10 protein-coding genes are annotated in these 14,793 nt (G+C 73.2%); 4 read left to right on the top strand and 6 right to left on the bottom strand.

Annotated elements, in window-relative coordinates; all coding sequences use genetic code 11:
- The 3 genes from ABTW95_RS22550 to ABTW95_RS22540 all read right to left on the bottom strand — a co-directional run bounded on the left by ABTW95_RS22550 (nt 1) and on the right by ABTW95_RS22540 (nt 4,761).
- On the bottom strand, nt 1-3,228 hold the full coding sequence (locus ABTW95_RS22550) for a glycosyltransferase (protein WP_396448054.1): 3,228 nt from the start codon (nt 3,226-3,228) through the stop codon (nt 1-3).
- Between the two features lie 159 nt (nt 3,229-3,387).
- Nucleotides 3,388-3,603: a WhiB family transcriptional regulator gene (locus ABTW95_RS22545; RefSeq protein WP_171064042.1), complete on the bottom strand. Its 216-nt coding sequence runs from the start codon at nt 3,601-3,603 to the stop codon at nt 3,388-3,390.
- 258 nt (nt 3,604-3,861) lie between these two features.
- Entirely contained in the window at nt 3,862-4,761 is a 900-nt protein-coding gene (locus tag ABTW95_RS22540; protein WP_500227308.1) for a hypothetical protein, read from the bottom strand.
- A 540-nt stretch (nt 4,762-5,301) separates the two neighbouring features.
- Here ABTW95_RS22540 and cofD point away from each other — a divergent pair.
- The 4 genes from cofD (at nt 5,302) to ABTW95_RS22520 (ending at nt 11,233) form a co-directional block, all read left to right on the top strand.
- Complete coding sequence (gene cofD, locus ABTW95_RS22535; RefSeq protein ID WP_396448052.1) at nt 5,302-6,255, top strand: 2-phospho-L-lactate transferase; 954 nt, start codon at nt 5,302-5,304, stop codon at nt 6,253-6,255.
- On the top strand, nt 6,252-7,538 hold the full coding sequence (locus tag ABTW95_RS22530) for a coenzyme F420-0:L-glutamate ligase (protein WP_500227307.1): 1,287 nt from the start codon (nt 6,252-6,254) through the stop codon (nt 7,536-7,538). Before cofD ends, ABTW95_RS22530 begins: the two co-directional genes overlap by 4 nt.
- 100 nt (nt 7,539-7,638) lie before the next feature.
- Complete coding sequence (locus ABTW95_RS22525; RefSeq protein ID WP_500227306.1) at nt 7,639-10,188, top strand: bifunctional FO biosynthesis protein CofGH; 2,550 nt, start codon at nt 7,639-7,641, stop codon at nt 10,186-10,188.
- 7 nt (nt 10,189-10,195) lie between these two features.
- Nucleotides 10,196-11,233, top strand: coding sequence for a substrate-binding domain-containing protein (locus ABTW95_RS22520; protein WP_396448049.1), 1,038 nt, complete (start codon nt 10,196-10,198; stop codon nt 11,231-11,233).
- Here the strand turns inward: ABTW95_RS22520 and ABTW95_RS22515 are convergent, their stop codons facing one another.
- The 3 genes from ABTW95_RS22515 to ABTW95_RS22505 form a co-directional block, all read right to left on the bottom strand.
- Nucleotides 11,234-12,178 carry a LysR family transcriptional regulator gene (locus ABTW95_RS22515; protein ID WP_500227305.1) on the bottom strand — a complete coding sequence of 315 codons (945 nt, stop codon included), beginning with the start codon at nt 12,176-12,178 and terminating at the stop codon, nt 11,234-11,236.
- A 286-nt stretch (nt 12,179-12,464) separates the two neighbouring features.
- Nucleotides 12,465-13,403 carry a DNA-3-methyladenine glycosylase family protein gene (locus ABTW95_RS22510; protein ID WP_500227318.1) on the bottom strand — a complete coding sequence of 313 codons (939 nt, stop codon included), beginning with the start codon at nt 13,401-13,403 and terminating at the stop codon, nt 12,465-12,467.
- Nucleotides 13,404-13,658: 255 nt separating this feature from the next.
- Nucleotides 13,659-14,654: a sigma-70 family RNA polymerase sigma factor gene (locus ABTW95_RS22505; protein WP_396448047.1), complete on the bottom strand. Its 996-nt coding sequence runs from the start codon at nt 14,652-14,654 to the stop codon at nt 13,659-13,661.
- Between the last annotated feature and the right edge of the window lie 139 nt (nt 14,655-14,793).

The raw sequence follows: 14,793 nt of genomic DNA, 5'->3' as shown, positions 1-14,793 counted from the left end.
TCAGGACACCTCCTCGGGGCTCGGCTCCCTCACCGGTTCCGGGGGCGGCTCATGCCCGGCGCGGGCATGGCTCGCGCGGCGCCTTCCGCGCCGTCCGCCCCGGCGGCCGCGGCGGCGCCGCTCCCGGTCGCCGGTGAACACCAGGTTCTCGGCCTGGGCGCCGGGCAGGGCCAGGACGACCACGAGCAGGACGGCGACGCCCTGGATGACGATCCACGTGTGCCGCATGGTCATCGACCGCGTCAGCTTGAACTCGCCTCCGGCGGCGGGGATGTCGTAGCCCTGCGCCCACCCGTCGATCGTGCGCGTCTTGAGCTCGCGGCCGTTCAGCGTGGCCTTCCACCCGTCGCCCGCCGGCTCGGCCAGGAGCAGGGTTCGCCGGCCCGTGCCCGGTGGGATCTGCACGCGCGCATTGATCCGCCCGGCCGGCAGCGGTGTGACCGTGGAGCCCTGGAGAAGCATCATCCGGGCGGACGTCGCCTGGAGCCGCCACACGGCGAACGTCCCCGTGCGGCTGAGCCGGGTCAGCTCCGGCGCGGCGTCCAAGACCTTGGTGATGGGGTCCTTCTTGGGATGCGGCACAAGGAGGTATTGGACGCCCATGCGGGTCAGCGCGGGACCGTCGTCGCCTTCGCGTCCCGCGGCCAGGCCGGCGACGAGGTCGTCCATGCGTTTCTCGGCCTCGCCGCCCACCGGGACCTCTGATTCGCCCAGCCTCGGCCGGTCGTCCCTGAGGATCGTGTAGGAGATGCGTCCCGTGGGCTCTCCGTGCAGGACGAGGGTCCTCGGCCCGCCCGGCGCGCGGAGGAACAGGGGCACGGTGTCGGGGTCGACCCGGCCCAGCGGCCCGCCCGCGCCGCCCGCCACCCAGAACCCGGCGCACAGCAGCGGCGCGGTCAGCGCGGCGAGCAGCACCGCGGCGCCGCCCGCCCGGTAGACGACGTGCTTGCTCGCGATGACCTCGGTGGCGCGCTGGACGGCGGCGGTCGCGGCGAGCAGCACCCCCGCCCCGGCGACGATCAGCGCGACACCGGGCCACACCGGCGCCGCGTCCGCGCCCTTGGTGACGGTGGCGGCGCTGGTCAGCACGGCGACGAGCAGGCCGAACACCGCGAGCAGCCAGCCCGTCAGCACGCTCCCCCGGCGGCTGCGCAGCGGCAGCGCCAGCACGGCCGCCGCGAGCAGGCCCGCGAGCGCCCACCGCGCGGGCGCGCCCGGCCCGCCCGGGTCGAGCGCCAGCAGGTCGGCGGCGGACGCCGGCTCGAACCGCCGGTGCAGGCCCGCCTCGGTGAGCAGGCGGGACGGGTGCAGCAGGAGCCCGGCGCTCCACGGGAGCATCAGCAGCGGCGGCACGGCCAGCGCGATCGCCACGTTGCGGCGCCCGTGCCGGTCGCCCGGCCGGTCGAGCAGCGCCCACACCATCCCGGCCGTCAGCACGGCGATCAGCCAGACCAGCGGGACGAACGCGGTCGCCGCGGCCAGCAGCAGCGCGACCGTCCACGCGGCCCGTCCCGCGCGCTTGCGCCGCGTCGCCGCGTCGAACCGGGCGGCCTCGCCGCGCGGGAACCCGTAGACGCGGGCGGCGTACACGCCGATCAGCGGGAGCAGGACGAGGACGACGGCGGTGCCGAGCCGCCCGCCCGCGATCGCGCCGGTCGCGGCGGGCAGCAGCGCGTACGCCGCGGCGAACCAGGCGCGGACCGCGGCGACCGGGACGCGCCGGCCGGCCGCGCGGGCGCGGCGCCCGGTCAGCGGCGGCTCGGTGATCAGCAGCCGGGCCGCCCGGTAGGCGGTCAGGCCCGCGAGCGGCACGCTGCCCAGCAGCAGGACCGACACCGCCAGCCACGGCTTGCCGAACAGGACCGCCGACAGCACCGCGAGCACGCCGACATAGGGCGGGCTGCCCGCGTCGGTGCCGAGCCCGACCGGATGCCAGCCGGACACGTACTGCTCCCAGAGGTCGCCCGCCCCGCCCCACGCCGGGACGAGCGCGCCGCCGCCCAGCCGTCCCGCCGCGGTCAGCAGGGAACGCTCCGCGGCGACCGCGACGGCGGTCAGCGCGAGGACCAGCAGGACGCCGGGGCGGGCGAGGAACCGGCGGACCGGGCCCGGCTCGTCCGCCGTGATGTCCTCCTCCTCCCGCTCATGCTCGTGGGCGGCGAGGTACTCCGACATCGCCTCGACGGCGCGGCGCAGCACCAGCCAGCGCGGCTGGAAGCGCCGGATGCTGCGGTGCGCGCGGGCCCGGCCGTCCGCGCGGGCCGCCCGCGCCCGCCGCAGCCGGCCCGGGTCGCGCAGCACGTCGGCGAGCGCGCGCAGCTCCTCCCGCGCCGCGCCCGGCCGCTTCGTCACCACCAGGTAGAGGGCGTGCACCAGCGACGCCCACACGTTGCGGGCCGCCGCCCGCAGCATCGCGGGAAACGGCTGGTTGGCCAGCAGCGTGAACAGCGCGTTGCGGCGGTCGCGGCGGGCCGGATGCTCCGCCGTCATCCCGATCTCGCGGACCCCGCGCCGGGACGCCTCCGCGTGGTACACGACCGCGTCCGTCGCCGTCACGACCCGCTGCCCGGCCGCGTGCACCCGCCAGCAGAAGTCCAGGTCGTCGCGGAAGATGCCGTACTCGACGTCGAAGCCGCCGATCCGCTCCCACACGTCCCGGCGCACCAGCATCCCGGCGCTGCCGACGGCCAGGACGTCGCGGACCCCGTCGTGCTGGCCCTGGTCGAACTCGTCCTGGTCGAGGCCGCGTTCGCGGCGCCCGGCCGCGTCGACGGTGACGCCCACCTCGCGCAGGATCCGCCGGTCGTCCCAGTCGCGGACCTTCGGGCCGAGCACCGCGATGTTCGGGTCCGCCTCGGCCGTCCGCAGCAGCTGCGCGAGCGCGTCGTGCGCGGGCGCCGAGTCGTCGTGCAGCAGCCACACCCACTCGGTGCGGGACGTGCCGGGATCGTCGTCGGGGACGGGCGCGGACGCGGCGTCCTGCCGCAGCGCCTCCGCGATCGCCTCCCCGTAGCCCGTCGTGCGCGGCAGCGTCAGGACCGTGCCCTCGCCGGCGACCTCCGCGAGCACCGCCGGCCCGCGGTCGCGGCTGCCGGTGTCCACGATCACGAGGCGCTGCGCGGGCCGCGCCTGCGTGAGCAGCGCCTTCAGCGTCTCCGGAAGCCATCGCGCACCGTCGTGCACGACGAGGACCGCCGTGACGACGTGGCGATCGAGAGTGGGGGCCAAGGATCGCTCGATCTGTGGGACGACAGGGTCGTGGCGGAAAAATACAGCAGCCGCGCCGGCACCGGGCCGGCACGGCTGCTTACTGTACGCGCGGCCGCGCGGGGCACGCTCCGGATCCACCGAGATCCGGGCGCGCGGCCGGAACGTCTCACCGTCCTGCTAGACGGCCTGGCGCTTCAGCTTGCGCCGCTCCCGCTCGGAGAGACCCCCCCAGATGCCGAAGCGTTCGTCGTGCTGCAGCGCGTACTCCAGGCACTCCGTACGCACCTCGCATGCCCGGCACACCTTCTTGGCCTCCCGAGTCGAGCCGCCCTTCTCCGGAAAGAACGCCTCAGGGTCGGTCTGCGCGCACAGGGCGCGCTCCTGCCAGCCCATCTCTTCGCCGTCTGTGCCGTGCGCCAGCGGGATGACCACCTCGCTCACAGCGCACCTCCCTGCCCGTGGAACCCCCTGGTCAATGCCATCCCTCCGGTTCCTTCCCCCGAGAAGGCATTGAAACTACACGGACGAAATTACACGCGTGCAGCGACTGCCCCGTCAAGCCGGAAGGCATTCCCGGGCGACAAAACGGGTTATGCCAGGACGACCTTTAGGTGAAGATCGGTTAATCGGGCGGTCAGCGACCGGAGCCGATCACTGCGGCGGCGGAGGACGGTTGTCCCGGTACCAGTCGCCGCCGCCCTCCTGCGGCGGAGCCGACTGCGTGCCCTGCGGCCCCTGGTCCTGACCGGACCCGCCGTAGGCGCGCGTCCACTCGCCCATCTCCTCCTGGTCGGCGGACGGCTGCTGCTGCCCCTCCTGCTGGCCCTGCTGACCGGCCTGCTGACCGGCCTGGTAGCCGCCGCTCTGCGCGCCGTACTGCTGCTGGTAGTCCTGCTGCCCGTACTGCTGCGGCTGCTGGTACTGCTGGCCGTACTGCTGCTGCCCCTCCGCACCCGGCTGCTGACCGTACTGCTGGTACTGCCCGTACTGCTGCTGCTGCTCGAAGCCCTGCTGGCCGTACTGCTGCCCGTACTGCTGCTGGCCCGGCTGACCCTGCTGGTACCCGAAATCCGGGTACCCCTGCTGCATCTGCTGCTGCGGCTGCGGACGCGGCGGCTGCATCCCCTGGAACACGGTGAAGACGAACCACCCGCCCGCACCGACGACCGCCAGCTTCCCGGCCCCCTCAAGGAACGCCGACAACTTCGTCAGCGCCGAGACGTACTCCGAATCGGCGAGCATCCCGCACAGCCACACGATCACCCCGAACAGCGCGATGCCGCCGAGGACCCCGAGCGCCCCCATCGTGATCGTCCGGGCCTGCGGCGTCGGCGCGTCCCCCCACGTCACCAGCAGCACCGCGAGGACCAGCACCCCCACCAGCACGATCTGCAGGAACGTCCCGCCCTGCGTCTCGCCCAGCGCCCGCCCGGTGAACGAGCCGCCCCCGCCCAGCAGCGAGATCAGGCCCGCGAGCAAGTGCAGTCCCGCCGCGGCGAGCAGTACCCAGGCGACCGGTTCGCGCAGGCGCTGGACGGCTTCCTTGTTCACGGTGAATTCTCCAGACTGAGGCAATCCATTACACGCCAAAGCTTTGCACAGTCTCGTCCGGGGGGGCGACCCCCCGTGCCCTGCTCCCCCGGGGGGCGACCCCCCGAACCCCCCGTCAGCGAGCCGGTCGATCCTCACGCCACGGTGCGGGTGTGTTGTGACCGTGCGGGTTTGCGACGTGGCGCTGCGGTCGCCCGGCTCGCCGGGCATGCCCCCTCCGGGCGCAGAGCGCCCTCCGCGTGCCTGCCCGTGGTGGTCGCTTCGGTCGGTGCTTTGGCTCGGGTCTGGTCCAAGAGGGTTTGAATTGTGCTCGTCCAAGAGGCTGCTGTGTTGGGGCAAGGGGCGACCCCTGGAAGCCCCGTCGGCGGCGCAGGGCATGCCCGCGGTGGGCGCTCGGTCGGTGCTGCGGCTCGGGTCTGGTCCAAGAGCGTGTGAATCGTGCTCATCCGAGAGGCGCTCGTCGTTGTGCGGGTGCAAGAGGGAATCGATCGTTGGGTGGGTGGGGGGTGGGTGGGGTGGGAGCGCCGTAGGGTTTGGGGCATGAAGATCGTGTGCTTGGCGGGTGGGATCGGCGGGGCGCGGTTCCTGCGGGGGCTGCGGGAGGCGGCTCCGGACGCGGAGATCACCGTCATCGGCAACACCGGGGACGACATCACGCTGTTCGGGCTGCGCGTGTGCCCCGATCTCGACACCGTGATGTACACGCTCGGCGGCGGGATCAACGAGGAGCAGGGCTGGGGGCGGAAGGACGAGACGTTCACCGTCAAGGAGGAGCTCGCCGCCTACGGGGTCGGGCCCGCGTGGTTCGGGCTCGGGGACCGGGACTTCGCCACGCACATCGTCCGGACGCAGATGCTGGCGGCCGGGTACCGGCTGTCGGCCGTCACCGAGGCGCTGTGCGACCGGTGGAAGCCGGGGGTGCGGCTCATCCCGATGACCGACGACCAGGTCGAGACGCACGTGGTCATCGAGGACGACAAGGGGCGGCGGGCGATCCACTTCCAGGAGTGGTGGGTGCGGATGCGCGCGTCCGTGCCGGCGCTGTCGATCGCGGCGGTCGGCGCGGAGGACGCGAAACCGGCGCCCGGCGTGCTCGCGGCCGTCGAGGAGGCCGATGCGGTGCTGTTCCCGCCGTCCAACCCGGTGGTGAGCATCGGGACGATCCTGGCGGTCCCCGGGATCCGGGACGCCGTCGCCGCGAAGACCGTGGTGGGGGTCTCGCCGATCATCGGCGGGGCGCCGGTGCGGGGGATGGCGGACGCCTGCCTGACGGCGATCGGGGTCGAGACGTCCGCGCAGGCGGTCGGGGAGCTGTACGGGCTCGGGCTGCTGGACGGGTGGCTCGTCGACGAGGCCGATGCGGCCGTGCGCATCGAGGGCATAGAGGTGCGGTCGCGGCCGCTGCTGATGAGCGACGGGCAGGCGACGGCCGACATCGCGCGGGCCGCGCTCGATCTCGCGGTGGAGCTCAAGCGGGTGGAGGACGACGCGTGAGTGTTGTGATCACGGGCATTCCGGGGCTGCCGGAGGTCGCCGAGGGCGATGACATCGCCGCGCTGATTCCGGCGGGTGCGGTGGAGGACGGCGACGTGCTCGTCGTCACGTCCAAGATCGTCAGTAAGGCGGAGGGGCGGGTCCTGGTCGCGGACGACCGGGAGAAGGCCATCGACGCCGAGACCGTGCGGGTGGTGGCGCGGCGGACGCACGCGCGGGGCGAGACCCGGATCGTGGAGACGCGGCAGGGGCTCGTGCTCGCCGCGGCCGGTGTGGACGCGTCCAACACGAAGCCGGGCACCGTGCTGCTCTTGCCGGAGGACCCCGACGCCTCGGCGCGGCGCATCCGGGCCGGGGTGCGGGAGCGGGCCGGGGTGGACGTCGCCGTGATCGTGTCCGACACGCTGGGCCGGCCCTGGCGGAACGGGCTGACCGACGCCGCGATCGGGGTCGCCGGGCTGGAGCCCCTCAGCGATCTGCGCGGGCGGGACGACTCCCACGGGAACCGGCTCGACGCCACCATCACCGCCGTGGCCGACGAGATCGCGGCCGCCGGGGAGCTGGTGAAGGGGAAGCTCGACGGCGTGCCGATCGCCGTGGTGCGCGGCCTCTCGCATCTGGTCACGGCCGAGGACGGGCCCGGGGCGCGGGCGCTGGTGCGCCCGCCCGAGGAGGACATGTTCCGGTTCGGGTCGGCCGACGTGCTGCGGGCGCGGCGCACGATCCGGGAGTTCACCGGCGAGCCGGTCGACCCGGCGGCGGTGCGGCGGGCCGTCGGCGCGGCGATCACCGCCCCCGCGCCGCACCACACGACGCCGTGGCGGTTCGTCCTGCTGGAGTCGGCGGAGTCCCGGACGCGGCTGCTCGACGCGATGCGCGACGCGTGGGAGGCCGACCTGCGGCGGGACGGGTTCTCCGCGGAGTCGATCGCCAAGCGGCTGCGCCGCGGCGAGGTGCTGCGGCGGGCCCCGTACCTCGTGGTGCCCTGCCTGGTGATGGACGGTTCGCACGACTATCCGGACGAGCGCCGGTCGCGGGCGGAGCGCGAGATGTTCGTCGTGGCGGCGGGCGCGGGCGTGGAGAACCTGCTGGTCGCGCTGGCGGTCGAGGGCCTCGGGTCGTGCTGGGTGTCGAGCACGATGTTCTGCCGCGACGTGGTGCGCGACGTGCTGGACCTGCCGGACGAGTGGGACCCGATGGGCGCGGTGGGGGTCGGTCATGCCGCGGCGCCTCCGCGCGAACGTCCGCCGCGGAGCGCGGACGCGTTCATCGAGGTCAGGTGAGCCGGGAATAGATCGCGGGGCGCCGGGGCTGGGTTCGGTGCGGGGCCTTCCCCGCCCCCCGGGGCGGCGCAAATTATGACGATTGGCATAGAGTGCCCGCATGGACGCCACGAGCTCCGCTCTTCGCCGGGCCCTGGCCCGCGCGCGCGACGGCAAGACACTGGACCGATCCGAGGCCACCACACTGCTGCGGGCCCGCGGGGCGCAGCTCGACGATCTGCTCGCGTACGCGGCCCGCACCCGGGACGCCGGCCTGGAGGCCGCCGGCCGCCCGGGCGTGATCACCTACAGCCGCAAGGTCTTCATCCCGCTGACCCGCCTGTGCCGGGACCGCTGCGGCTACTGCACGTTCGCGACCGTCCCGCACAAGCTGGAATCGCCGTACCTCAGCCCGGACGAGGTGCTGGAGATCGCGCGGCGGGGCGCCGAGATGGGCTGCAAGGAGGCCCTGTTCACGCTCGGGGACCGTCCCGAGGACCGCTGGAGGCAGGCCCGCGAATGGCTGGACGCGCACGGCTACGACGACACGCTCTCGTATGTGCGCGCGATGGCGATCCGGGTGCTGGAGGAGACCGGGCTGCTGCCGCACCTGAACCCGGGCGTGCTGACGTGGCGCGACTTCCAGCGGCTCAAGCCGGTCGCGCCGTCGATGGGCATGATGCTGGAGACGACGGCTACGCGACTGTTCAGTGAAAGGGGCGGGCCGCACTTCGGTTCGCCCGACAAGGACCCGGCCGTCCGGCTGCGGGTGCTCGAGGACGCGGGACGGACGAACGTGCCGTTCACGACGGGCATCCTGATCGGCATCGGCGAGACGGTCGAGGAGCGCGCGGACGCGATCTTCGCGATCCGGCGGACGATGCGGGAGTACGGGGCGATCCAGGAGGTCATCGTCCAGAACTTCCGCGCGAAGCCGGACACGAAGATGCGCGACACGCCGGACGCGGAACTGGACGAGCTGGCCGCGACGATCGCGGTGACGCGCCTCGTCCTGGGGCCGAAGGCGCGCGTGCAGGCGCCGCCGAACCTGGTCGCCGACCAGTACGCGCTGATGCTGCGGGCCGGCATCGACGACTGGGGCGGGGTCTCGCCGCTGACGCCCGACCACGTGAACCCCGAGCGGCCGTGGCCGCAGATCGACGAGCTGGCCGAGCGGACCGCCGAGGCGGGCTTCACGCTGCGGGAACGGCTGACGATCTATCCGGAGTACGTGCGGCGGGGCGAGCCGTGGCTGGACCCGCGGCTGATCGGCCATGTGGCGGCCCTGGCGGATCCGGCGACCGGGCTGGCCCGGGAGGACGCCGTGCTCGAGGGGCGTCCGTGGCAGGAGCCCGACGGCGGGTTCGAGGCGTCCGGGCGGACGGATCTGCACACGTCGATCGACACGACGGGGCGGACGAGCGATCGGCGGGACGACTTCGACGAGGTCTACGGGGACTGGGACGCGCTGAAGGAGCGCATATCAGCGCCCCAGCGATTCGACGCCGACGTCAAGGCGGCTCTCGCGCGCGCGGAGCAGAACCCCGCGGGACTGTCGGATGACGACGCGCTCGCCCTGTTGCATGCCGATGGGCCTGAGCTCGATGCGCTCGCCGCGTTGGCCGATGGCCTGCGTCGTGATGCCGTCGGGGACGGCGTCACCTACGTCGTCACGCGGAACATCAACTTCACCAACGTCTGCTACACGGGTTGTCGGTTCTGCGCGTTCGCGCAGCGGCGGACCGATGCCGACGCCTACACGCTGTCGCTGAGCCAGGTCGGCGACCGGGTGGACGAGGCATGGGCGGCGGGCGCCACCGAGATCTGCATGCAGGGCGGCATCCACCCCGACCTGCCCGGCACTGCCTACTTCGACCTCGCGCGTGAGGTGAAGCGGCGGGCGCCTGACATCCATCTGCATTCGTACAGCCCGATGGAGGTCGTGAACGGCGCGTCCCGGACCGACCTGTCGATCCGGGAATGGCTCCAGGCGGCGAAGGAGGCCGGGGTCGACTCGTTGCCCGGAACGGCCGCCGAGATCCTGGACGACGACGTGCGGTGGGTGCTGACCAAGGGGAAGCTGCCCACCGACCAGTGGATCGAGGTCGTCACCACCGCGCATGAGCTGGGCATCCCGACGACGTCCACGATGATGTACGGGCATGTCGACACGCCTGCCCACTGGGTCGCGCACATCAAGCTGCTGAGGTCCATCCAGGAGCGGACGGGCGGGTTCAGCGAATTCGTGCTGCTGCCGTTCGTCCACCACAACTCCCCCATCTACCTGGCCGGGCTGGCGCGCCCCGGGCCGACCGTCCGGGAGAACGTGGCCGTCCACGCTCTGGCGCGGATCCTGCTGCACGGCGCGATCCCCAACATCCAGACGTCCTGGGTGAAGCTGGGGGACGAGCTGTGCACGCGCGTCCTGCAAGGGGGCGTGAACGACCTGGGCGGCACGCTGATGGAGGAGACCATCAGCCGGATGGCCGGGTCGGAGAACGGCTCGTTCAAGCCCATCAGCGACCTGGAGGCGATCGCGCGGCGCGCGGGCCGTCCCGCCAAGCAGCGCACCACCCTTTACGGGGAGGTGCCGGCGGAGCGTATCGAGGCGGCCCGCCGCACGGACGGAATCGGGAATTTCGGGCGGCGCCTGCCGCTCAGTCCGGTATGACGGACGCATGGACGAATCGGGCCGGGCCGGCGAGCGGCGGGGTGCGCGCGGGAGGACGACCCTCCGGTTCGCTTCGCTCAGGCTCGGCCCGGCGGTATGGGCGGCCGCGGCGCTGCTGCTGTCGGGCGCCGTCGGCGGCGCGTGGGCGTTCGGCCTGTTCTCCGCACCGGCCTGCTCCGGCGCGCAGGTGCGGATCACCGTCGCGGCGCAGCCGGACATCGCGCCCGCGCTGAGCGACGTGGCGTCCCGCTTCAACGTGGAGAAGCACCGGGTGGGCGGGCGCTGCGTCCGCGCCGAGGTGACACCGGTCGCGCCCGCCGCCTACGAGGGTGACGCGGACGCGTGGGTGCCGGAGTCGTCGCTGTGGCTGAGCATCGTCCGGAAGGGCGACTCATCGGTTCCGGTGGCGGCGCCCTCGGTGGCCTTGACTCCGGTCGTGCTGGCCACCACCCGTCCGGTGGAGAAGGAGTTCCGGGACGCCGGCATCGACCCCAGCTGGAAGCTCCTGCGCAAGGACAAGGCGGGCGGGCTCGCCCTGGACCGGATCGTGGCCGACCCCAGCACCGGCATGACCGGAACCATCGCCATGATTGCGATCGAGCAGGTCGACAAGGGCGCGGATGTGGCCGAGGCGCTCCGCAAGAACGGCGGCTCGATCGCGACCCTGGCCGGGCTGGTCGGCGCCGAGCGGTTCGCCCGTCCCCTCGCCGTCACCACTGAGCAGGCGGTGGTCGCCTACAACGAGACCCACCGTCCGAACCCGGTCGTGGGCCTCATGCCGGACGAAGGCACGCTCATGCTCAACCACCCCTATGCGGTGACCACCAAGGACCCTCGCCGGCGGGACGCGGCAGAGGCGTTCCAAGCGGCCCTGGGCACGCGCTCAGCCCTCGACATCCTGCAACGCGCCGGTTTCCGCGCACCCGACGGCACCATGACCGCCGCCCACGCGCGCGAGCACGACCTGCCCGAGAACGCGCCGAAATCCCTGCGGCTCCCGACCCGCGAGGAGATCGACGACGCGCTCTCGTCCTGGAAGACCTGATCAGGGGGTGCCGCGGAGGCAGCTGGGGCGCCGCTCGACCAGGTCGTCCGCCGACTTCCGCAGCTCCTCCAGGACGGCCCGCACGGACGGCCGCACCTCGGCGCCGACCCGCGTCCACATCACCATGCGGCGGTGGACCGGGGCGTCGGCCACGTCCCGGACGACGATGCCCTCCTCCCGCTCGGCGAGCGCCAGATCGGGGATCAGGCACGCGGCGCCGCCCGCCGCGACCATCGCGAACATGATCAGCAGATCGTTGGACCGGTACCGCACATCGGGCCGGAAACCGCCGAGCTCCACACACGTCCGCTCCAGCAGATCGGCATGGTTCGTCCCGACGTGCCCGGTCACCCAGGGGCATCCGGCGAGATCGGCCAGCCGGACCGGCGCCCCGTCCAGCGCCAGCGGATGGTCCGCCGGCAGCGCGACCCGCATCATCTCCGTGACCAGCACCTCGGCCGTCAGCTCCGGGCGGCGCGGACGCGGCAGATGCGAGTACTCATCGGTCAGGACGACATCGATCTCCTGCAGCACGAGCTCCCGCAGCACCCGGTGGAACTCCTCGTCCAGGACGTCCACCACGAGCTCCGGGTACGCCCGGCGCAGCCGCGGCAGCGCGGGGGCCAGGACGTGCAGCAGCGCCGTCTGGAACCCGACGATCTTCACTGCCCCGGCGACCCGCCCGCTGGCCGCGACCGTCGCCTCCTCGGCCTGCTTCGCCTGCGCCAGCAGCGTCTCGGCGTGCTCCGCGAGCACCTCTCCCGCCGTGGTCAGCCGCAGCCGCCGCCCGGCCCGCTCCACGACCGGAACACCCACGTCCTTCTGCAGCTGCGCGAGCTGCTGCGACACCGCGGAGGGCGTGTAGCCGAGCGATTCGGCCACCGCCCCCAGCGTCCCGCGCAGCTTGAGCTCGCGGAGCACCCGCAACCGTCCCAGATCCAGCATAGTGAAGCGATTCTTACATAATCACTCCAGCAATTGTCGCTGGACCTGAATGTTGGACTGAGTCAAACTATAGGTGCGACGGAAAGGGCCGGAGACCCCGGCTCACCCGATCGCCCCGCGCGGGAACGCCCCCAGCGATCCCAAAGGAGCAACACGATGCTGTACGTGCTCGGCCTCATCATCGCCCTGGCCGTCCTCGGCCCGCTGTTCGGCGCCGACGGCCGGGACGGCCTCGACTGGACCCCGAACAACTTCTGGCTGCGCCGCCGCGCCGCCGTCGACCCGGTCAAAACGACCGGTAGTCCCGGACGGGCAAACGGGGGCCGCGCCTCGGCGGGCGCCTCCCGGACGATTCCAGCAGCCGGGTGACCCGGTACCGATGGCCGGCGTAGGGCTCCAGCAGTTCGAGCATTCCGGCGTCGTCGACCTTGCGGCCCGCCAGCGCCCAGCCGACCAGGGCGGGCAGGTGGTAGTCGCCGACGGAGACGGCGTCGGGATCGCCCACCGCCCGCTGCCGGACCTCGGCCGCCGTCCAGACCCCGATGCCGGGCAGCGACCTGAGCCGCGCCTCCCCGGCGTCCTCCTCCAGCCGCTTCGCGACCCGCGCGGCCCCGATGATCGTCCTCGCGCGGACGGCCTCCAGCCCGGACCGGTGCCACTCCCACGAGGGAATCCGGACCCACACCTCGGGCGGCGGCGGAACCCGCATGTGCGGCGCACCCGGCGCGGGCTCCCCGAACCGCCGCAGTAGGTAGCCCCAGCCGCGCCACGCCTCCTGGCCGAGCACCTTCTGCTCCATCACGGCCGGCACCAGAGCCTCGAAGACCCGCCGCGACTTCCCGATCCGCAGCCCGGGCCGCTTCACGATCTGGTCCCGGACGACGTCGTGCCGCGCGACGAACCCGTCCGGCTCATCGTCGGCGCCGAGCAGTTCGGGCACCCCGTCCAGCAACCACTCGGCCCCGGGCCCCCACGCCGTCGCCTCGACGGCGCCGCCGGCCCACCGGAGCCGCAGCGTCCCCGGCCCCTCGGGCGTGTGGGACGCGCGCCAGACGGCCCCGTCCCGCTCGACCCGGAACGCGGGGTCATGCGGCCCCCGCCGATGCGGCGAGAGCGTCCCGTGCAGGTCGAGCGGCCACGGCGGCCGCCACTCCCGGACCCGGCCGGGGAGACGCCCAGCGGTCTTCTCCCCGGCCGCACGGGGGGCGGGTGTACCGGACGGCATCAGAGCCACCGCCCCCACCCTCCGCTCGACCGTCGCACTGCCGCGCCCCAGTGTGCCACCGCCGGCCCGCCGGCCCGACTGGACACCCCTGTCGATCCGGTTCATCCCGACCGACCTCGACACAACTCGAGTCGTCGGTCACGCGGCAGTGACTCGGCTCGCGCGCCTCGGCGGTGCCGAGCCCGCGTCTGCCACTGCCCGGCACCCCGACCTACGCGACCTCGCCGACCAGGCGCGCGCCGAGGCCGGCTTCGTCTACCGCCCGGGTTTCGGCAGGGTGCGGGGGCATCCGAAGCGGGTGATGAGGCTCGGGTCGCCGAAGCGGGTGATCGTGTGGATCTGGTCTCCTCGCAGGGTGAGCACGGTGACGCCGTTGGCCCGCCAGATCGGCGCGCTGGGATCGGGGAGGTAGAGCACCAGGGCGGGCTGGCCGTTGGCCCGGACGGGGACGAATTTCATCTCCTGGCGCTGATGAGCCAGCAGGAACTGGGCGATCGATTCGGGTCCCCGGTACTCGGTGGGCTGGGGCGGCATGGTCAACCTGGAGTCGTCGGTCAGCAGGACCACCAGTTCTTCCAGGTCGAAGCGCTGGAACGCGCTGACGAACCGGTCGACGACGGCGGCCTCGGCCGGTGACCTTGGGACGGGCACGTCCTGCGGGTGCGGGTCGGGCGGCAGCCCGGCCCTGGCCCGGACGAGCGCACTGTTGACGGCGGTCTGGGTGGTGCCGAGGATGTCGGCGGTCTCGGCCGCGGGGAAGCCGAGCACGTCCCGCAGCACCAGGACCGCACGCTGCTGGGGCGGCAGGTGTTGCAGGCCGGCCACGAACGACAGGGCTATCGACTCCCGGGCGTCGTATCGGGCTTCGGGGCCGAGGGCGAGGTCATCCGGATCACCGGGGTAGGGCTCGAGCCACCACGGCTCGGCGGGTCCCCCCTGCTCCGGCCGGCCCCCACCATGGTCGGGCAGGCCTGCCGGTTGCGGGCGGCGGGCCTGGCCGCGCAGGTAGTTCAGGCAGCGGTTGGTGGCGATCCGGTAGAGCCACGCCCGCAGGGACCGGCCGTCGAACCGTCCGATCGAACGCCATGCGGCCAACAGAGCCTCCTGAAGCACGTCCTCGGCGTCGTGCATCGATCCGAGGATCCGGTAGCAGTGCGCCTGCAGCTCACGGCGGTGGGGGTCGATGAGTTCGCGGAAGGCCTCACCGTCCCCGGCCTGGGCAAGGGCGAGGGTCGCCTCGGTCATGGGCATGCGGGACCTGTCCTTTCGGGTGGTGGCACGTGGCCGCCTGGATGACCACTCCTGAAGTTGCAACACCGGCCGCGGCCCGGATTCATCGCCGTCGCGGCGGCGAATCCGCGGGACGGCCGGTGCTTCAACCGGTGTGGAC

The sequence above is a fragment of the Spirillospora sp. NPDC127506 genome (assembly GCF_040302145.1).
In the GTDB taxonomy this organism is placed as follows: Bacteria; Actinomycetota; Actinomycetes; order Streptosporangiales; family Streptosporangiaceae; genus Spirillospora.
This window is presented reverse-complemented; position numbering and strand designations above follow the sequence as displayed.

Coding starts and splice junctions, on each gene's coding strand:
- ABTW95_RS22545 (WP_171064042.1), bottom strand. CDS start 3,603: ATGGGCTGGCAGGAGCGCGCCCTGTGCGCGCAGACCGACCCTGAGGCG.
- cofD (WP_396448052.1), top strand. CDS start 5,302: ATGAAGATCGTGTGCTTGGCGGGTGGGATCGGCGGGGCGCGGTTCCTG.
- ABTW95_RS22525 (WP_500227306.1), top strand. CDS start 7,639: ATGGACGCCACGAGCTCCGCTCTTCGCCGGGCCCTGGCCCGCGCGCGC.
- ABTW95_RS22520 (WP_396448049.1), top strand. CDS start 10,196: ATGGACGAATCGGGCCGGGCCGGCGAGCGGCGGGGTGCGCGCGGGAGG.
- ABTW95_RS22515 (WP_500227305.1), bottom strand. CDS start 12,178: ATGCTGGATCTGGGACGGTTGCGGGTGCTCCGCGAGCTCAAGCTGCGC.
- ABTW95_RS22510 (WP_500227318.1), bottom strand. CDS start 13,403: ATGCCGTCCGGTACACCCGCCCCCCGTGCGGCCGGGGAGAAGACCGCT.
- ABTW95_RS22505 (WP_396448047.1), bottom strand. CDS start 14,654: ATGCCCATGACCGAGGCGACCCTCGCCCTTGCCCAGGCCGGGGACGGT.